We start from the raw sequence: 18697 nt of genomic DNA on the forward strand, positions 1-18697 counted from the left end.
CGCTGCGGTCAGCGTGGTCTTGCCATGGTCAACGTGACCAATCGTACCAACGTTCACGTGCGGCTTGGTCCGCTCGAACTTTTCCTTTGCCATTTTTTTAGCTCCTAATGGAATGCAGTCTTGTCGATTCATCACGCCGCCGCGTCCTGGCGGACGCGGCGGCATACAGCTTTTTTACTTGCCCTTGGCCGCCATCACTGCTTCGGCGATGTTCTTCGGTGCCTCGGCGTAGTGCTTGAATTCCATGGTGTAGGTGGCGCGGCCTTGCGTGGCCGAGCGCAGCGCGGTCGAATAACCGAACATTTCCGACAGCGGGACTTCGGCCTTGATGATCTTGCCGCCGCCCACCATGTCGTCCATGCCCTGCACGATGCCGCGGCGGGACGACAGGTCGCCCATCACGGTACCGGTGTAGTCTTCCGGCGTTTCCACTTCCACGGCCATCATCGGCTCGAGCAGAACCGGGCTGGCCTTGCGCATGGCTTCCTTGAAAGCCATCGAGCCGGCCATGCGGAACGCGTTTTCGTTCGAGTCCACGTCGTGGTACGAACCGAACGTCAGCGTGACCTTCACGTCCACCACCGGGAAGCCAGCCAGGATACCGGCCGTCAGCGTGTCGACGATACCCTTTTCGACTGCCGGGATGTATTCGCGAGGAATCACACCGCCCTTGATGGCGTCGATGAACTCGAAGCCCTTGCCCGGCTCCTGCGGCTCCAGCGTGATCACGGCGTGACCGTACTGGCCGCGGCCGCCCGACTGCTTGACGAACTTGCCTTCGACGTCCTCGGCCTTCTTGCGGATGGTTTCGCGGTAGGCCACCTGCGGCGCGCCGATGTTGGCTTCCACGCCGAATTCGCGCTTCATGCGGTCGACCAGAATTTCGAGGTGGAGCTCGCCCATGCCCGAAATGATGGTCTGGCCCGATTCTTCATCGGTACGCACGCGGAACGACGGATCTTCGGCGGCCAGGCGGTTCAGGGCGATGCCCATCTTTTCCTGGTCGGCCTTGGTCTTCGGCTCCACCGCCTGCGAGATCACCGGCTCCGGGAACACCATGCGCTCGAGCACGATCGGGGCAGCCGGATCGCACAGCGTATCGCCCGTGGTGGCGTCCTTCAGGCCCACCGCGGCGGCGATGTCGCCGGCCAGCACTTCCTTGATTTCTTCGCGCTGGTTGGCGTGCATCTGCAGAATACGGCCCAGACGCTCCTTCTTCTGCTTCACCGGGTTGTACACGGTGTCGCCCGAATTGATCTTGCCTGAGTACACGCGGAAGAAGATCAGCTGGCCGACGAACGGGTCGGTCATGATCTTGAACGCCAGCGCCGAGAATTTCTCGTTGTCGTCGGCCTTGCGCTCGAGCTTCTTCTCGTCGTCGCTTTCGTCCACGCCCTTGACCGGCGGAATATCGACCGGCGACGGCAGGAAGTCGATCACGGCGTCGAGCATGCGCTGCACGCCCTTGTTCTTGAACGCGGTGCCGCACAGCATCGGCTGGATTTCGCAGGCGATGGTACGGTCACGCAGCGCCTTGACGATCTCGGCGCGGGTCAGCTCTTCGCCGCCCAGGTACTTTTCCATCAGCTCTTCGCTGGCTTCGGCGGCGGACTCGACCATCTTCTCGCGCCATTCTTCAGCGGTGGCCTGCAGCTCGGCGGGGATGTCCTTGTACTCGAACTTCACGCCCTGGCTGGCTTCGTCCCAGATGATCGCCTTCATTTCCAGCAGGTCGATCACGCCCTGGAAGCCGTCTTCAGCGCCGATCGGCACCACCACGGGCACCGGGTTGGCCTTCAGGCGGGTCTTCAGCTGGTCGTAGACCTTGAAGAAGTTGGCGCCGGTACGGTCCATCTTGTTGACGAACGCCAGACGCGGCACGCCGTACTTGTTGGCCTGACGCCACACGGTTTCGGACTGCGGCTGCACGCCGCCCACGGCGCAGTACACCATGCAGGCGCCGTCGAGCACGCGCATGGAACGCTCCACCTCGATGGTGAAGTCCACGTGGCCCGGGGTGTCGATGATGTTGAAGCGGTGCTCGGGGTAGTTGCCGGCCATGCCCTTCCAGAAGGCGGTGGTGGCAGCGGAGGTGATGGTAATACCACGCTCCTGCTCCTGCTCCATCCAGTCCATGGTGGCGGCGCCGTCGTGCACTTCACCGATCTTGTGGTTCACACCGGTGTAGAACAGGATGCGCTCGGTCGTGGTGGTTTTACCCGCGTCAATGTGAGCCGAAATACCGATGTTGCGGTAACGCTCGATGGGAGTCTTACGAGCCACTTTAATCCTCTATTCGTCCGTGAGGCGCCGGCATCTCATGGCCCGCGCCCCTAACACAAACGGGCGAGATGTGTAAAAACACAGCCCGCCCGGCAACCAACAATGTTTTCGCTCGCTTTAGAAGCGGAAGTGCGAGAACGCCTTGTTGGCTTCGGCCATGCGGTGCACTTCGTCGCGCTTCTTCATCGCGCCGCCACGACCTTCAGCAGCTTCCAGCAGCTCACCTGCCAGGCGCAGCGCCATCGACTTCTCGCTGCGTTTTTTCGCGGCCTCACGCAGCCAGCGCATCGCCAATGCCAAACGACGCGACGGACGGACTTCGACCGGAACCTGATAGTTGGCGCCGCCCACGCGACGGCTCTTCACTTCCACCACCGGCTTCACGTTGTTGATGGCAACGGAGAACACTTCGATGGGGGCCTTGCCTGCCTTCTTTTCGATCTGGTCGAACGCGCCGTACACGATGCGTTCGGCAACCGACTTCTTGCCATCCAGCATCAGCACGTTCATGAACTTGGCAACTTCAACGTTGCCGAACTTCGGATCAGGCAGAACGTCCCGCTTCGGGACTTCACGACGACGTGGCATCTTCTTTCCTTTAGATTCAGTTGAGAGCTCGGTCAGAGTTTCCCGCTCTCCGGCCACCAACTAGCTTGCATGCAAAGACAGCAAATTCGCCGGGTGACCACTTACTCGACGGCACGGTTGCCAAAAAGGCGCTCCGTTGTACCGCCGCCTGGTGACAGCACCATGACTCGCGCCACAGGCTATCGTCTGTTGCTTCGGGCCTTGCGGGCCCAGGCTGCCGAAACTTAGGCTGCCTTCGGACGCTTCGCGCCGTACTTCGAACGGGCCTGCTTGCGGTCCTTCACGCCTTGCAGATCCAGCGAACCACGGACGATGTGGTAACGCACACCCGGCAGATCCTTCACACGGCCGCCGCGGATCAGCACGACCGAGTGTTCCTGCAGGTTGTGGCCTTCACCGCCGATGTACGAAATGACTTCGAAACCGTTGGTCAGGCGCACCTTGGCGACCTTACGCAGTGCCGAGTTCGGCTTCTTCGGCGTCGTGGTGTACACGCGGGTGCACACGCCACGGCGCTGGGGGCAGTTCTCAAGCGCCGGGCTCTTGCTCTTGACGACTTCCGAGACGCGCGGCTTGCGAACCAGTTGGTTGATAGTTGGCATTGTTCAATCCAGCTTGGTTTGACGAAAAACGCCCCTCGTGCCGGCATGCGCCAGGCTGGAGAGGCAACTACGGGTTTTGGGCGGGAGAGGTGAGCGGGCGCTCTGGAGACGGGACTGTGCGGTAACAGCATGCCAAAGAGCGCGAGCCGGCACCCGGATCCCGCGTCTGCCGCCCCCCGTGCATGGAAATCCAGTCCGGTAGGCTTGCCGGCAGCGACCTGAGGGCCACTTATCCGACGGGCGAGCGAAATCCAAAGCCAAAAACTCGAATCTGGCATCCTAGCAGCGGAATCGTATACCGTCAAGCCGTATACCCGACCGAGGGACACCAGCGGCTAGGTCCCGCGCAGCGTGTCCAGGATGCCCTGCCCGTAGCGTTCCAGCTTGGACGCACCAATCCCGGGAATGCCCTGCATCGCCGACAGCGAATCCGGCGCCGTGCGCGCCAGTTCCGCCAGCGTGGCGTCATGGAAAATCACGTAGGCCGGCACCCCATGCTCGCGCGCCGCCTCGGTGCGCCAGCGTCGCAGCGCTTCCCAGTTAGCCAGCGTAGCGGCGTCCATGTCCGCGGTATGGTCGGTGCGGGTGCCGCGCGCCGCGCGCTCGCCGGACTTGCCCGGCCTGGCGGCCTGGCGTCGCAGGATGATCTGGCGCTCGCCCTTGAGCACCTCGCGCGCGCGTTCGCCCAGCAGCAGCGCGCCGTGGCCGCCGTGGTCGATCATCAGCAAGCCCTGGGCGATCAACTGGCGGAAGACGGTGTGCCACTCATGCACCGAGCGGTCCTTGCCGATGCCGAAGGTCGAGACCTTGTCATGGCCCCATTGCTTGATCTTTTCCGAGGCATTGCCGCGCAGCACGTCGATCAGGTGGGTCGCGCCGAAGTGGATCCGGCTCGCCTGCGCAGTGCGGTAGACGCAGGACAGCGCCATCTGCGCCTCGCGCGTGCCATCCCAGGTGGCCGGCGGCTCCAGGCAGGTATCGCAGTTGCCGCAGGGCTCGCTGGCTTCGTTGAAGTACGCGAGGATGCGCTGGCGCCGGCAGCCGGCGGTTTCGCACAAACCCAGCAGCGCGTCGAGCTTGGCCGACGACACGCGCTTGAAGGCCTCGTCGGCCTCGGATTCGTCGATCATGCGCTTCTGCTGCACCACGTCGCCCAGGCCGTAGGCCATCCAGGCATTGGCGGGCAGCCCGTCGCGGCCGGCGCGGCCGGTTTCCTGGTAATAGCCCTCCATGCTCTTGGGCAGGTCCAGGTGGGCGACAAAGCGTACGTCGGGCTTGTCGATGCCCATGCCGAAGGCGATCGTCGCCACCATCACCAGCCCTTCCTCTACGCGGAAGCGCGCCTGGTGGTGCTGGCGCACCTGGGCATCCATGCCGGCATGGTAGGCGAGCGCGTTGATGCCGTGGCCGCTCAGCCACTGCGCGGTGTCCTCGACCTTCTTGCGCGACAGGCAATAGACGATGCCGCTGTCGTGGGTGCCGTCGGCCGCGGTATGTTCCGCCTTGATGAAGGCCAGCAACTGCTGGCGCGCGTTGTCCTTCTCGACGATGCGGTAGCGGATGTTGGGCCGGTCGAAGCTGGAAATGAAGATGCGCGCGTCGTGCAGCGCCAGCCGCTCGACGATCTCGTCGCGCGTCAGCGCGTCGGCGGTCGCGGTCAGCGCGATGCGCGGCACGTACGGGAAGCGCTCGTGCAGCACCGACAGCTGGATGTACTCGGGCCGGAAATCGTGGCCCCATTGCGACACGCAGTGGGCTTCGTCGATGGCGAACAGCCCGACGCGGGTGCGCTCCAGCAGGTCAAGGAAGCGCGGCGTCATCAGCCGTTCCGGCGCCACGTAGAGAATCTCGATGCGCCCGGCCAGCAGGTCGCGCTCGACCGCGGAGGCCTCGGCCCCGGTCAGCGTCGAGTTGAGCACCGCGGCGCGCACGCCGGCCTCGGTCAGCGCCGCGACCTGGTCCTGCATCAGTGCGATCAGCGGCGACACCACGATGCCGACGCCATCGCCGGCACGCTGGCGCAGCAGCGCCGGGATCTGGTAGCACAGCGACTTGCCGCCGCCGGTCGGCATCAGCACCAGGCAATCGCCGCCGGTGGCGACGTGGTCGATGATCTCGGCCTGGCGCCCGCGGAAGGCGTGGTAGCCGAAGACATCCTTGAGGATCGCCAGTGCTTGCGACATGGACAACGGAAATGCTGGAGCCGGAAAAGCCGTAACCTTACCACTAAGGGGGCCCGCCGCCGCGCCCGCGCGGCAAACTCTGCGATGTTTCTCACCAGAGGCCGCGCCGCGCGCGGGCAAAAAAAAAGCCCGGCTGGATCAGCCGGGCTTTGGTCCGCCTTGCGGCGGTCATGACTGCAACGAGATCAGGCGTTGTCGCCTTCGCCCTCGGTCGCCTGCACCACCGGCGGCTCGATGAAGAGCGACTGCTCTTCTTCGGCGATCGCCTGGGCGCGTTCGCGCTCGGAGGCCTCGCGCGCCTTGCGGGCACGGTGGTAGGCCAGGCCGGTACCGGCCGGGATCAGGCGGCCGACGATCACGTTTTCCTTCAGGCCACGCAGGTCGTCGGTCTTGCCCATGATCGCGGCTTCGGTCAGCACGCGCGTGGTTTCCTGGAACGATGCCGCGGAGATGAAGCTGTCGGTCGACAGCGACGCCTTGGTAATACCCAGCAGCAGGTTCTCGTAGGTCGCCGGACGCTTGCCCTCGGCGATCACGCGGTCGTTCTCGTCGAGCAGTTCCGAACGCTCCACCTGTTCACCCGGGATGAACTTGGTGTCGCCCACATCGACGATCTGGACCCGACGCAGCATCTGGCGAACGATCACCTCGATGTGCTTGTCGTTGATCTTCACGCCCTGCAGACGGTACACGTCCTGCACTTCGTCGACGATGTAGTGCGCCAGCTCTTCGATGCCCTTCAGGCGCAGGATGTCGTGCGGGTCCGCCGGACCTTCCACGATCATTTCGCCCTTGTTCACCACCTGGCCGTCGTGCACCAGGACCTGCTTTTCCTTCGCGATCAGGAACTCGTGGGCATTGCCGTCCAGGTCGGTGATGACCAGGCGCTGCTTGCCCTTGGTGTCCTTGCCGAACGAGGTCGTGCCGGTGACTTCCGCCAGCACGGCGGCGTCCTTCGGCGAACGCGCTTCGAACAGCTCGGCCACACGCGGCAGACCACCGGTAATGTCGCGGGTCTTCTGCGATTCGGTCGGGATACGCGCGAGCACTTCACCCACGTGCACCTGCTGGCCGTCCTTCACGGTAATCAGCGCGCCGACCTGGAAGCCGATGGTCACGGAGTGGTCCGTGCCCGGGATCTTCACTTCCTGGCCGTTGGCGTCGAGCAGCTTCACCTGCGGGCGGATGCCCTTGGTTGCAGCCGTGCGGCGCTTGGCGTCGATCACCACCAGGGTCGACAGGCCGGTGACTTCGTCCATCTGCTTGGCGACGGTCACGCCCTCTTCGACGTTCTCGAACTTGATCGTGCCCGAGTACTCCGAAACGATCGGGCGCGTCAGCGCGTCCCACGTGGCCAGTTGCGTGCCGGCCTTGATCGACTGGCCGTCCTGCACCAGCAGCGTGGCGCCGTACGGGATCTTGTGGCGCTCGCGCTCGCGGCCATGGTCGTCGGTGATCAGCGCCTCGCCCGAACGCGAGATCACGATCAGTTCGCCCTTGGCGTTGGTCACGTAGCGCATGGTCGCGGTGAAGCGGACCGTACCGGTCGCCTTCGCTTCCACGCTCGAGGCCACTGCCGCGCGCGATGCCGCACCACCGATGTGGAAGGTACGCATGGTCAGCTGCGTGCCCGGCTCACCGATCGACTGCGCGGCGATCACGCCCACCGCTTCGCCCGAGTTCACCAGCACGCCGCGGCCCAGGTCGCGGCCGTAGCACTTGGCGCACAGGCCGTAGCGCGTGTCGCACGACAGCGGGGTGCGCACCTTGACTTCGTCGACGCCGATGTTGTCGATCAGCTCGACCAGGTCTTCGTCCAGCAGCGTGCCGGCTTCGATCGCGGTTTCCTGGGTTTCCGGGTTGACCACGTCGGCCACGGTGACGCGGCCGAGGATACGGTCGCGCAGGGCTTCGATCACTTCACCGCCTTCGACCAGGGCCTTCATGGCCACGCCGTTGGAGGTGCCGCAATCGTCCTCGACCACCACCAGATCCTGCGTCACGTCGACCAGACGACGGGTCAGGTAACCCGAGTTCGCGGTCTTCAGTGCCGTATCGGCCAGGCCCTTACGGGCACCGTGGGTCGAGATGAAGTACTGCAGAACGTTCAGGCCTTCACGGAAGTTCGCCGTAATCGGCGTTTCAATGATCGAGCCATCCGGCTTGGCCATCAGGCCACGCATGCCGGCCAGCTGGCGGATCTGCGCGGCGGAACCCCGTGCGCCCGAGTCGGCCATCATGTAGATGGAGTTGAACGACTCCTGCTTCACGGTCTTGCCTTCGCGGTCGACCACGTCCTCGTGCTGCAGCTGCTCCATCATCGCCTTGCCCACCTGGTCGCCGGCGGCGCCCCAGATGTCCACGACGTTGTTGTAGCGCTCCTGGTCGGTCACCAGGCCCGACATGTACTGCTTGTCGTATTCCTTCACCTTGGCCGAGGCCTCGGCGATGATCTTTTCCTTCGCCGGCGGCACCAGCATGTCGTCGATGGCGATCGAGATACCGGCGCGGGTCGCCAGGCGGAAGCCCGACTGCAGCAGCTTGTCGGCGAAGATCACGGTCTCGCGCAGGCCGCAGCGGCGGAACGCCGTGTTGATCAGGCGCGAGATTTCCTTCTTCTTCAGCGGCTTGTTCAGCACCGAGAACGGCAGGCCCTTCGGCAGGATCTCGGACAGGATCGCGCGGCCGACCGTGGTGGCCTGCAGCGTGATCTTGGGCGCGAAACGCGCGTCGCCCTCGGCGTCCTTGTCGACCAGCTCATACTCGGTGATACGCACGTTCACGCGCGAAGCCAGTTCGACTTCCTTGTTCTCGTAGGCGCGGATCACTTCGCTGATGTCGGCGAAGGTCATGCCCTCGCCCTTGCCGTTGATCTTGTCGCGGGTGGTGTAGTACAGGCCCAGCACCACGTCCTGCGACGGCACGATCGACGGGTCGCCGTTGGCCGGGAACAGCACGTTGTTGGAGGCCAGCATCAGGGTGCGGGCTTCCATCTGCGCTTCCAGCGACAGCGGCACGTGGACGGCCATCTGGTCACCGTCGAAGTCGGCGTTGAACGCCGCGCAGACCAGCGGGTGCAGCTGGATCGCCTTGCCTTCGATCAGCACCGGCTCGAATGCCTGGATGCCCAGGCGGTGCAGCGTCGGCGCGCGGTTCAGCATCACCGGATGCTCGCGGATCACCTCTTCGAGGATGTCCCACACCACCGGGGTCTGGCTTTCGACTTCCTTCTTCGCCGCCTTGATGGTGGTGGCGATGCCCATCGTTTCCAGCTTGTGGAAGATGAAGGGCTTGAACAGCTCGAGCGCCATCAGCTTGGGCAGGCCGCACTGGTGCAGCTTGAGCGTCGGGCCCACCACGATGACCGAACGGCCCGAGTAGTCGACGCGCTTGCCCAGCAGGTTCTGACGGAACCGGCCGCCCTTGCCCTTGATCATTTCGGCCAGCGACTTCAGCGGACGCTTGTTGGCGCCGGTCATCGCCTTGCCGCGACGGCCGTTGTCCAGCAGCGAGTCAACCGCTTCCTGCAGCATGCGCTTTTCGTTGCGCACGATGATCTCGGGTGCCTTCAGCTCCAGCAGGCGCTTCAGGCGGTTGTTACGGTTGATGACGCGGCGATACAGGTCGTTCAGGTCCGAGGTCGCGAAGCGGCCGCCATCCAGCGGCACCAGCGGGCGCAGCTCGGGCGGCAGCACCGGCAGCACCTCGAGGATCATCCACTCGGGCTTGATGCCCGAACGCTGGAAGGCCTCGAGCACCTTCAGGCGCTTGGCGAACTTCTTGATCTTGGCTTCGGAGCCGGTGGCCTGCAGCTCGGCGCGGATCTGTTCGATCTGCTTCTCGATGTCGATGCCGCGCAGCAGTTCACGGATGCCCTCGGCACCCATCATGGCGACGAACTCGCCCTCGCCGTACTCGTCGCACTTCGCCAGGTAGTCGTCTTCCGACATGATCTGGCTCTTCTTGAGCGGGGTCATGCCGGGTTCGATCACCACGAAGGCTTCGAAGTACAGCACGCGCTCGATGTCGCGCAGCGTCATGTCCAGGACCATGCCCAGGCGCGACGGCAGCGACTTCAGGAACCAGATGTGCGCGGTCGGCGCGGCCAGTTCGATATGGCCCATGCGCTCGCGGCGCACCTTGGCCAGCGTCACTTCAACGCCGCACTTCTCGCAGATCACGCCACGGTGCTTCAGGCGCTTGTACTTGCCGCACAGGCACTCGTAGTCCTTGATCGGGCCAAAGATCTTGGCGCAGAACAGGCCGTCGCGTTCCGGCTTGAACGTGCGGTAGTTGATCGTTTCCGGCTTCTTCACTTCGCCGTACGACCACGAACGGATCTTCTCGGGCGAGGCCAGGCCGATCTTGATCGCGTCGAACTGCTCTTCCTGCTGAACCTGCTTAAAGAGATCGAGCAATGCTTTCATTGCAACTCCTTGTTTCGCCACCGGCCCGGCGTTGGTCCGGGACGATGGCATTCATTCTGTGGGAAATCCTGTTCGCTGGCGGGTACCGGCCGCGGCCGGCGCCCTCACCTGCCCTGATCAGTAGCGATCGAGGTCGATGTCGATACCCAGCGAGCGGATTTCCTTCACCAGCACGTTGAACGATTCCGGCATGCCGGCATCGATCGAGTGCTCGCCCTTGACGATGTTCTCGTACACCTTGGTACGGCCGTTCACGTCATCGGACTTGACCGTCAGCATTTCCTGCAGCACGTACGACGCGCCGTAGGCTTCCAGTGCCCACACTTCCATCTCACCGAAACGCTGGCCACCGAACTGGGCCTTGCCGCCCAGCGGTTGCTGCGTCACCAGCGAGTACGGGCCGGTGGAACGTGCGTGCATCTTGTCGTCGACCAGGTGGTGCAGCTTCAGCATGTGCATCACACCCAGCGTGACCGGACGCTCGAACGCTTCGCCGGTGCGGCCGTCGAACAGCGTGACCTGCTGCTTGGAAGCCGTCAGGCCCTTTTCGCGGGCGACGTCGTCCGGGTAGGCCAGGTCCAGCATGCGGCGGATTTCGTCCTCGTGGGCACCGTCGAACACCGGGGTCGCAAACGGCACGCCCTTCTTCAGGTTGTTCGCCAGTTCCAGCACTTCGGCGTCCGACAGGCTGTCCAGGTCTTCCGGCTTGCCGCTCTCGTTGTAGATCTGCGAGAGCAGCGTGCGCAGTTCCTGCGCCTTGGCCTGCGCCTTGAGCATGTCGCCGATGCGCTGACCCAGGCCGCGCGCGGCCCAGCCCAGGTGGGTTTCCAGGATCTGGCCCACGTTCATCCGCGACGGCACGCCCAGCGGGTTCAGCACGATGTCGGCCGGGGTACCGTCCGCCATGTACGGCATGTCTTCGATCGGCACGATCTTCGACACCACGCCCTTGTTACCGTGACGGCCGGCCATCTTGTCGCCAGGCTGCAGGCGGCGCTTCACGGCCAGGTAGACCTTGACCATCTTGATCACGCCCGGCGGCAGCTCGTCGCCCTGCGTCAGCTTCTTGCGCTTCTCTTCGAAGGCCAGGTCGAACTCGTGGCGCTTCTGCTCGATGGCTTCCTTGACGGCTTCCAGCTGGGCGGCCAGTTCTTCGTCGGCAGGACGGATGTCGAACCAGTGGTACTTGTCGATGTCCGCCAGGTACTCCTTGGTGATCTTGGCACCCTTGGCCAGCTTCTTCGGACCGCCGTTGACGGTCTTGTCGATCAGCAGGCGCTCCAGACGCTGGAACGCGTCGCCCTCGACGATACGCAGCTGGTCGTTCAGGTCCAGGCGGTAGCGCTTCAGTTCGTCGTCGATGATCGACTGGGCACGCTTGTCGCGGGTCACGCCTTCGCGGGTGAAGACCTGGACGTCGATCACGATGCCGCTCATGCCCGACGGCACGCGCAGCGAGGTGTCCTTCACGTCCGACGCCTTCTCGCCGAAGATCGCGCGCAGCAGCTTCTCTTCCGGGGTCAGCTGGGTCTCGCCCTTGGGCGTGACCTTGCCCACCAGCACGTCGCCGGCTTCAACCTCGGCGCCGATGTAGGTGATGCCCGACTCGTCCAGGCGCGCCAGCTGGGCTTCGGCCAGGTTCGAGATATCGCGCGTGATTTCTTCCGGTCCCAGCTTGGTGTCGCGGGCGACGACCGACAGTTCCTCGATGTGGATCGAGGTATAGCGGTCTTCGGCCACCACACGCTCCGAGATCAGGATCGAATCCTCGAAGTTGTAGCCGTTCCACGGCATGAACGCCACCAGCATGTTCTGGCCCAGCGCCAGCTCGCCCAGGTCGGTCGAGGCGCCGTCGGCGATGACGTCGCCGCGGGCCACGTGGTCGCCCACCTTGACCATCGGTCGCTGGTTGATGTTGGTGTTCTGGTTCGAGCGCGTGTACTTGATCAGGTTGTAGATGTCCACGCCGACTTCACCGGCGACGGCTTCGTCATCGTTCACGCGGATCACGATACGCATCGCGTCGACGTAATCGACCACGCCGCCACGCATGGCCTGCACGGCGGTACCCGAGTCGACCGCAACGGTGCGCTCGATGCCGGTGCCGACCAGCGGCTTGTCCGGACGCAGGCAAGGCACGGCCTGACGCTGCATGTTCGCGCCCATCAGTGCACGGTTCGCGTCATCGTGTTCCAGGAACGGCACCAGCGAGGCAGCGGCCGACACGATCTGCGACGGCGCCACGTCGATGTACTGCACGCGGTCCGGCGTCACCATGCGGGTTTCACGCTCGGAGCCTTCGCGCGCCGACACCAGTTCGTCGGTCAGGTTGCCGTCGGCATCGACGGTCGCGTTGGCCTGCGCCACCACGTACTTGCCTTCCTCGATCGCCGACAGATAGTCGACCTCGTCGGTCAGCTTGCTGTCGACCACCTTGCGGTACGGCGTTTCCAGGAAGCCGTATTCGTTCAGGCGGGCATACAGCGCCAGCGAGTTGATCAGGCCAATGTTCGGACCTTCCGGCGTTTCGATCGGGCACACGCGGCCGTAGTGGGTCGGGTGCACGTCGCGGACTTCAAAGCCGGCACGTTCGCGCGTCAGGCCGCCCGGGCCCAGTGCGGAGACACGACGCTTGTGCGTGATCTCCGACAGCGGGTTGGTCTGGTCCATGAACTGCGACAGCTGCGACGAACCGAAGAACTCGCGGATCGCCGACGAGATCGGCTTCGAGTTGATCAGGTCGTGCGGCATCAGGTTCTCGGTCTCGGCCTGGCCCAGCCGTTCCTTGACGGCACGCTCCACGCGCGACAGGCCGGCGCGGAACTGGTTCTCGGCCAGTTCGCCGACGCAACGCACGCGACGGTTGCCCAGGTGGTCGATGTCATCGACCTCGCCCTTGCCGTTGCGCAGGTTGACCAGGATCTTGATGGTCTCGAGGATGTCCTCGTCCTGCAGCACCATGGCGCCTTCGCCGCTGGGACGGCCCAGGCGGCTGTTGACCTTCATGCGGCCCACGCGCGACAGGTCGTACGACTCTTCGCTGTAGAACAGGCGCTGGAACAGCGCTTCCACGGCTTCCTCGGTCGGCGGCTCGCCCGGGCGCATCATGCGGTAGATCGCGATACGCGCGGCGGTCTGGTCGACGGTCTCGTCCACGCGCAGGGTCTGCGACATGTAGGGGCCCTGGTCCAGGTCGTTGGTGTACAGGGTCTGGATCTGCTTGACGCCGGCTTCGCGCAGGTTTTCCAGCAGCGCTTCGGTCAGCTCGTCGTTGGCGTTGGCGATCACCTCGCCGGTATCCGGGTCGATGATGTTCTTGGCCAGCACGCGGCCCAGCAGGTAGTCTTCCGGCACGCTGATCAGCTTGGTGCCGGCCGAGTCCAGGTCGCGGATGTGCTTGGCGTTGATCCGCTTGTCCTTCTCGACCACCACGCGGCCGTTCTTGTCGGCGATGTCGAAGCGCGCGACTTCACCGCGCAGGCGCTCGGGCACGAACTCCAGCTGCGCGCCTTCCGACTGCAGCGTGAAGTTGTCGAACACGAAGAAGTGCGCCAGGATCTGTTCCGGGGTCAGGCCGATCGACTTCAGCAGGATCGTCACCGGCATCTTGCGGCGGCGGTCGACGCGGAAGTACAGGATGTCCTTCGGATCGAATTCGAAGTCCAGCCAGGAACCGCGGTAGGGGATGATGCGTGCCGAGAACAGCAGCTTGCCCGAGCTGTGGGTCTTGCCCTTGTCGTGCTCGAAGAACACGCCCGGCGAGCGGTGCAGCTGCGAGACGATGACACGCTCGGTGCCGTTGATGACGAACGAACCCGTGGAAGTCATGAGCGGAATCTCGCCCATGTAGACTTCCTGCTCCTTCACTTCCTTGACCTTGCCCGGGTTCTCGCGATCGTTGATGATCAGGCGAACCTTGGCACGCAGCGCCGAATGGAACGTCAGGCCACGCTGCTGGCATTCCTTGACGTCGAACGGCGGGTTGGACAGGTGGTACGAGACGAACTCCATACGGGCGAGCCCGTTATGCGAGGAGATCGGGAAGATAGCGTTGAAAGCGGCCTGGAGGCCTTCGGTCTTGCGACGTGCGGGCGGCGTATCCGCTTGCAAGAACTGGGTGTAGGATTCAATCTGGGTGGCAAGCAGGAATGGAACCTGATGTACCGTCGCGCGCTTCGCAAAGCTTTTGCGAATGCGCTTCTTTTCGGTGAAGCTGTACGCCATGGGATCTCCGAATCATCGCAGGGCTGGCTGGACCTGGCCGGACCTGAGGTGTTCAGCGACTGGGAGGGGATTTGGCGGTTGGCCGCTACCAACCTCTGGCTGACGGTGTCCGCACGCTGCGGGCGGTGTGGTCGTCGCTTCAGCGCAACGCCTGTACTCGCCCGGGGGACACCCGACCAAACTTGTCTTCTGCAGTCGGTTCAGAAGACAAACATCAGCAGCAACCACTTAGTGTGCCACTGATGTTTGGCTTCTGCTGAATCGCCGGCAAATCGACCTTCGCCGCGAATCGCAAACATCACTTTTTACTGCATTGGTAACGCATCAGCACTGTGCTGAGTGGTGACTAAAACACAATCGCACAAGCGCAAAAAGGCTGGCGCCGGGAATATCCCTTTGCCAGCCCCATTCGCGTGCCACCAGGGCACGCGAGTACAGCATTACTTGACGTCGACCTTGGCGCCGGCGTCTTCCAGCTTCTTCTTGGCTTCGGCAGCAGCAGCCTTGTCCACGCCTTCCTTGACGGGCTTCGGTGCGCCATCGACCAGGTCCTTGGCTTCCTTCAGGCCCAGGCCGGTGATTTCGCGAACAGCCTTAATCACGCCGACCTTGTTGGCGCCGACTTCGGCCAGGATCACGTTGAATTCGGTCTGCTCTTCGGCAGCAGCAGCACCGGCAGCGCCCGGAGCAGCAGCCACGGCCATGGCAGCGGCCGACACGCCAAACTTCTCTTCGAACGCCTTGACCAGGTCGTTCAGTTCCATCACGGACATCGCGCCAACGGCTTCCAGGATGTCGTCTTTGGTGATTGCCATTTGAAATACTCCTACTAGATTTGATTCGGTATCGGTAATGCGATCTTGCGATGCGCGGCCTGGATTGCCTTAGGCGCCGGCAGCTTCCGCTTCCGCGGGAGCGCCTTCTGCCTGCTTGGCGGCCAGAGCAGCCAGCAGACGGGCGAAGCCCGACACCGGTGCCTGCATCACGCCCAGCAGCTGAGCAATCAGTTCGTCGCGGCTCGGGATCGAGGCCAGCGCCTTCACGGCGGCAGCGTCGAGAACCTTGCCGTCATACGACCCGGCGCGCAGGACCAGCTTGTCGTTGGTCTTGGCGAAGTCGTTCAGAACCTTGGCCGAGGCCACTGCATCTTCGGAAATACCGTAGATCAGCGGACCGGTCATCTGCTCTGCGAGGCCTGCAAACGGCGTACCTTCGACGGCACGGCGGGCCAGCGTGTTCTTCAGAACGCGCAGGTACACGCCTTGCTGGCGAGCGGTAGCACGCAGCTTGGTCAGATCGCCAACCGCAATGCCGCGATATTCGGCGACGACGATGGTCTGGGCCTTGGCGACTTGCGCCGAGACCTCAGCAACGACGGCCTTCTTATCTTCAATATTGAGTGGCACGGTTAAGCTCCAAAATGACGCTGGGTCTCCGGCAATACCGGAGCCTTCACGTCAGCACAAACGAACGGCGTCCGATTGGCCCGAATCATCCGGGTCGAGGCCCGGCTTCATCAATCCCTTCGGGTGCGCCATCTGCGCTGGCTGGCCGGAAAACATGGCTCAGGCGTAGCGCCTGCGCTCCTGCTCCGACCGATTAAGCCCTTTCCGCCATACTGCCGCGGATCAAGGACACCAGCGGTCTTTGATAACCAGCGATGCCGCCCAATGCTTGCGCATCGATCACGGCACCACTGCCCAAAGCCTTGCTCCTTTCCTTGCGGTCCGGAGACGACCCTCGCCACTGGCCAGGGTCTTCGATTCTTGCTTGCCGACCGGTGTTATCGGGTTCCGGTCAGCAATGTGCCGTCAGCTCAGGCTGCCAGCGTAGCCTGGTCGACACGCACGCCAACGCCCATGGTCGACGAGACGGCAACCTTGCGCAGGTACACGCCCTTGCTGGTGGCCGGCTTGGCCTTGACCAGCGCGTCCAGCAGCGCGGCCAGGTTGCTCTTCAGCGCGGCGTCTTCGAACGAACGACGGCCGATGGTGGCGTGGATGATACCGGCCTTGTCGACACGGAACTGGACCTGACCGGCCTTGGCGTTCTTCACGGCCTGGGCCACGTCGGGGGTCACGGTACCGACCTTCGGGTTCGGCATCAGGCCGCGCGGGCCCAGGATCTGGCCGAGCGTACCGACGATACGCATCGTGTCCGGCGAGGCGATCACGACGTCGAAGTTCAGGTTGCCGGCCTTGACTTGCTCAGCCAGGTCTTCCATGCCGACGATGTCGGCACCGGCGGCCTTGGCGGCCTCGGCCTTGTCGCCCTGGGCGAACACGGCCACGCGCACCGACTTGCCGGTACCGGCCGGCAGCACCACGGAACCACGCACCACCTGGTCCGACTTCTTGGCGTCGATGCCCAGTTGCACGGCCACGTCGATCGACTCGTCGAACTTCGCCGAGGCGCAGCCCTTCACCAGGCCCAGGGCCTCGTCGATCGGATAGAACTTGGTACGCTCGATCTTCGCCTTGTTGGCGGCGACGCGCTTGGAAACCTTAGCCATTTACAGACCCTCCACGGTGATGCCCATCGAACGCGCCGAACCGGCGATGGTACGCACGGCGGCGTCCAGGTCGGCGGCGGTCAGGTCAGCGTTCTTGGCCTTGGCGATTTCTTCAGCCTGGGCGCGGGTGATCTTGCCAACCTTGTCGGTGTGGGGCTTCGGCGAACCCTTGGTGATGCCGGCTGCCTTCTTGATCAGCACGGTCGCCGGCGGCGACTTCATCACGAAGGTGAAGCTCTTGTCGGCGAAGGCGGTAATCACCACCGGCACCGGCAGACCGGGTTCCATACCCTGGGTCTGGGCGTTGAACGCCTTGCAGAACTCCATGATGTTCAGACCACGCTGACCCAGTGCGGGACCAACGGGCGGGGAGGGATTTGCCTTACCAGCCGGAATCTGCAGCTTGATAAAGCCAATGATCTTCTTGGCCATCTCTACTCCAATCCGGATCGCTCCACTCGGGGAAGACGATCCTGTTGAGTCGTAACGCGCTGTCGCCGCACCGGTGGCGCGGCCTCACGCTCCTCTTTGGCAGCACCCTGGGGCACTGCCGTTGCCGGTTGCCGACCTTGCGGCCGACAACCGGCAAATTCCTTAAACCTTCTCGACCTGGCCGAACTCGAGCTCGACCGGCGTGGCACGCCCGAAGATGGTGACCGAGACGCGCAGGCGCGATTTCTCGTAATTCACCTCTTCCACATTGCCGTTGAAATCGGTGAACGGACCGTCCTTGACGCGCACCATTTCGCCCACTTCGAACAGCGTCTTGGGACGCGGCTTCTCGACCCCTTCCTGCATCTGGGTCATGATCTTGTCGACTTCGCGCTGCGAAATCGGGCTCGGGCGGTTGCGGGCACCGCCCACGAAACCGGTGACCTTGCTGGTGTTCTTCACCAGGTGCCAGGTCTCGTCGGTCATTTCCATTTCCACCAGCACGTAGCCGGGGAAGAAACGACGCTCGGTGACCGACTTGTGGCCACCCTTGATTTCCACCACTTCTTCGGACGGCACCAGGATGCGGCCGAACTTGTCCTGCATCTCGGCGCGCTCGATGCGCTCCTGCAGCGCGCGTTGCACGCTTTTCTCCATGCCGGAGTAGGCATGCACCACATACCAGCGCTTCTTCGACGAAGGCGATTCCGGCGCGGTGGTTTCCTGCTGGGCGTTATCCGTCATGTGCTACCTCTTATTTCCAGCCCAGCACGAGCGAGAACACCACCCACTCGATGAGCTTGTCCGCCGACCACAGGAACAGGGCCATGACGACGACAAAGACAAAGACCAGTCCCGTCATCTGCCCGGCTTCCTTGCGCGTCGGCCAGACGACCTTGCGAACTTCCCGATACGATTCCTTGGCGAACCCGATAAAGTCCTTGCCCGGTGCCGACACCAGCGCAACCACGATACCCAGTGCAATACCACCGAACAGTGCGGCGCCACGTACATAAGACGGTTGCTGTGCCAGTGCATAGAAACCGATGACGCCCGCCACCACCAGCAGCACCGCGACGCCAAGCATCCACTTGCCGCTGCTGGCATTCACGGTTTCAACATTGGGATTGGCCATGTTTCGCAAACGAGACTAAGCCGCGTCACGATTGTTCCTCGCGACGCGGCTGATTGATTTGGCAGGGGCAGAGGGAATCGAACCCCCAACCTTCGGTTTTGGAGACCGACGCTCTGCCAGTTGAGCTATACCCCTAAAACAACTTCGGGGTCGACGCTTGCGCCAACCCCTCTGGCAACGAATGCGGCCGGTTGGTGCCGCATTCGCTATCGAACAGCTTAGTCGAGGATCTTTGCCACGACGCCGGCGCCGACGGTACGGCCACCTTCGCGGATAGCGAAGCGCAGGCCTTCTTCCATGGCGATCGGGGC

15 protein-coding genes and 1 tRNA gene are annotated in these 18697 nt (G+C 63.6%); 1 reads left to right on the top strand and 15 read right to left on the bottom strand.

The window, feature by feature from the left end:
- From A3AG_RS31165 to rpoB, 7 genes are all read right to left on the bottom strand, one after another.
- Positions 1-93 (bottom strand): GTP-binding protein (locus A3AG_RS31165; RefSeq protein WP_018003793.1); only part of this gene is annotated, 93 nt, incomplete at its 3' end.
- A gap of 81 nt (positions 94-174) precedes the next feature.
- A complete protein-coding gene (gene fusA / locus A3AG_RS0101265) occupies positions 175-2283 on the bottom strand; it encodes an elongation factor G (protein ID WP_018003794.1) in 2109 nt (702 codons plus the stop codon).
- Positions 2284-2400: 117 nt separating this feature from the next.
- Entirely contained in the window at positions 2401-2871 is a 471-nt protein-coding gene (gene rpsG, locus A3AG_RS0101270; protein WP_012354147.1) for a 30S ribosomal protein S7, read from the bottom strand.
- A gap of 224 nt (positions 2872-3095) precedes the next feature.
- Positions 3096-3473: a 30S ribosomal protein S12 gene (gene rpsL, locus A3AG_RS0101275; protein ID WP_010810460.1), complete on the bottom strand. Its 378-nt coding sequence runs from the start codon at positions 3471-3473 to the stop codon at positions 3096-3098.
- A gap of 335 nt (positions 3474-3808) precedes the next feature.
- The gene (recQ, locus tag A3AG_RS0101280; protein ID WP_026163862.1) at positions 3809-5656 is read right to left on the bottom strand and encodes a DNA helicase RecQ; all 1848 of its coding nucleotides are present in this window, start codon (positions 5654-5656) and stop codon (positions 3809-3811) included.
- Between the two features lie 185 nt (positions 5657-5841).
- On the bottom strand, positions 5842-10083 hold the full coding sequence (gene rpoC / locus A3AG_RS0101285; RefSeq protein WP_018003796.1) for a DNA-directed RNA polymerase subunit beta': 4242 nt from the start codon (positions 10081-10083) through the stop codon (positions 5842-5844).
- A 117-nt stretch (positions 10084-10200) separates the two neighbouring features.
- Positions 10201-14307, bottom strand: coding sequence for a DNA-directed RNA polymerase subunit beta (rpoB, locus tag A3AG_RS0101290; protein WP_018003797.1), 4107 nt, complete (start codon positions 14305-14307; stop codon positions 10201-10203).
- On the opposite strand from rpoB, the gene A3AG_RS34195 reads away from it, so the two are divergent.
- Entirely contained in the window at positions 14188-14550 is a 363-nt protein-coding gene (locus tag A3AG_RS34195; RefSeq protein ID WP_165835220.1) for a hypothetical protein, read from the top strand. The genes rpoB and A3AG_RS34195 overlap by 120 nt on opposite strands.
- Before the next feature lie 197 nt (positions 14551-14747).
- Here the strand turns inward: A3AG_RS34195 and rplL are convergent, their stop codons facing one another.
- The 8 genes from rplL to A3AG_RS32790 form a co-directional block, all read right to left on the bottom strand.
- Entirely contained in the window at positions 14748-15122 is a 375-nt protein-coding gene (gene rplL, locus A3AG_RS0101295) for a 50S ribosomal protein L7/L12 (protein ID WP_012354151.1), read from the bottom strand.
- Between the two features lie 69 nt (positions 15123-15191).
- Positions 15192-15713, bottom strand: coding sequence for a 50S ribosomal protein L10 (rplJ, locus tag A3AG_RS0101300; RefSeq protein ID WP_018003798.1), 522 nt, complete (start codon positions 15711-15713; stop codon positions 15192-15194).
- Between the two features lie 410 nt (positions 15714-16123).
- Entirely contained in the window at positions 16124-16819 is a 696-nt protein-coding gene (gene rplA, locus A3AG_RS0101305) for a 50S ribosomal protein L1 (protein ID WP_012354153.1), read from the bottom strand.
- Positions 16820-17251, bottom strand: coding sequence for a 50S ribosomal protein L11 (gene rplK / locus A3AG_RS0101310; RefSeq protein WP_010810467.1), 432 nt, complete (start codon positions 17249-17251; stop codon positions 16820-16822).
- Between the two features lie 162 nt (positions 17252-17413).
- Positions 17414-17995, bottom strand: a complete 582-nt coding sequence (gene nusG / locus A3AG_RS0101315; protein WP_010810468.1) for a transcription termination/antitermination protein NusG — start codon at positions 17993-17995, stop codon at positions 17414-17416.
- Positions 17996-18005: 10 nt separating this feature from the next.
- Entirely contained in the window at positions 18006-18386 is a 381-nt protein-coding gene (gene secE, locus A3AG_RS0101320; RefSeq protein ID WP_012354155.1) for a preprotein translocase subunit SecE, read from the bottom strand.
- Between the two features lie 59 nt (positions 18387-18445).
- A tRNA-Trp gene (locus tag A3AG_RS0101325) sits at positions 18446-18521 on the bottom strand.
- 83 nt (positions 18522-18604) lie between these two features.
- Positions 18605-18697, bottom strand: a 93-nt coding sequence (locus A3AG_RS32790) for an EF-Tu C-terminal domain-related protein (RefSeq protein ID WP_018003799.1), incomplete at its 5' end; no start/stop codon positions are given.

The sequence above is a fragment of the Cupriavidus neocaledonicus genome (genome assembly GCF_000372525.1).
Lineage (GTDB): Bacteria > Pseudomonadota > Gammaproteobacteria > Burkholderiales > Burkholderiaceae > Cupriavidus > Cupriavidus neocaledonicus.

What these genes read in the sequence shown, in the direction of transcription:
- rpsG (WP_012354147.1), bottom strand. Translation starts at nt 2,871, where the DNA reads ATGCCACGTCGTCGTGAAGTCCCGAAGCGGGACGTTCTGCCTGATCCG.
- rpsL (WP_010810460.1), bottom strand. Translation starts at nt 3,473, where the DNA reads ATGCCAACTATCAACCAACTGGTTCGCAAGCCGCGCGTCTCGGAAGTC.
- recQ (WP_026163862.1), bottom strand. Translation starts at nt 5,656, where the DNA reads ATGTCGCAAGCACTGGCGATCCTCAAGGATGTCTTCGGCTACCACGCC.
- rpoC (WP_018003796.1), bottom strand. Translation starts at nt 10,083, where the DNA reads ATGAAAGCATTGCTCGATCTCTTTAAGCAGGTTCAGCAGGAAGAGCAG.
- rpoB (WP_018003797.1), bottom strand. Translation starts at nt 14,307, where the DNA reads ATGGCGTACAGCTTCACCGAAAAGAAGCGCATTCGCAAAAGCTTTGCG.
- rplL (WP_012354151.1), bottom strand. Translation starts at nt 15,122, where the DNA reads ATGGCAATCACCAAAGACGACATCCTGGAAGCCGTTGGCGCGATGTCC.
- rplA (WP_012354153.1), bottom strand. Translation starts at nt 16,819, where the DNA reads ATGGCTAAGGTTTCCAAGCGCGTCGCCGCCAACAAGGCGAAGATCGAG.
- rplK (WP_010810467.1), bottom strand. Translation starts at nt 17,251, where the DNA reads ATGGCCAAGAAGATCATTGGCTTTATCAAGCTGCAGATTCCGGCTGGT.
- nusG (WP_010810468.1), bottom strand. Translation starts at nt 17,995, where the DNA reads ATGACGGATAACGCCCAGCAGGAAACCACCGCGCCGGAATCGCCTTCG.
- secE (WP_012354155.1), bottom strand. Translation starts at nt 18,386, where the DNA reads ATGGCCAATCCCAATGTTGAAACCGTGAATGCCAGCAGCGGCAAGTGG.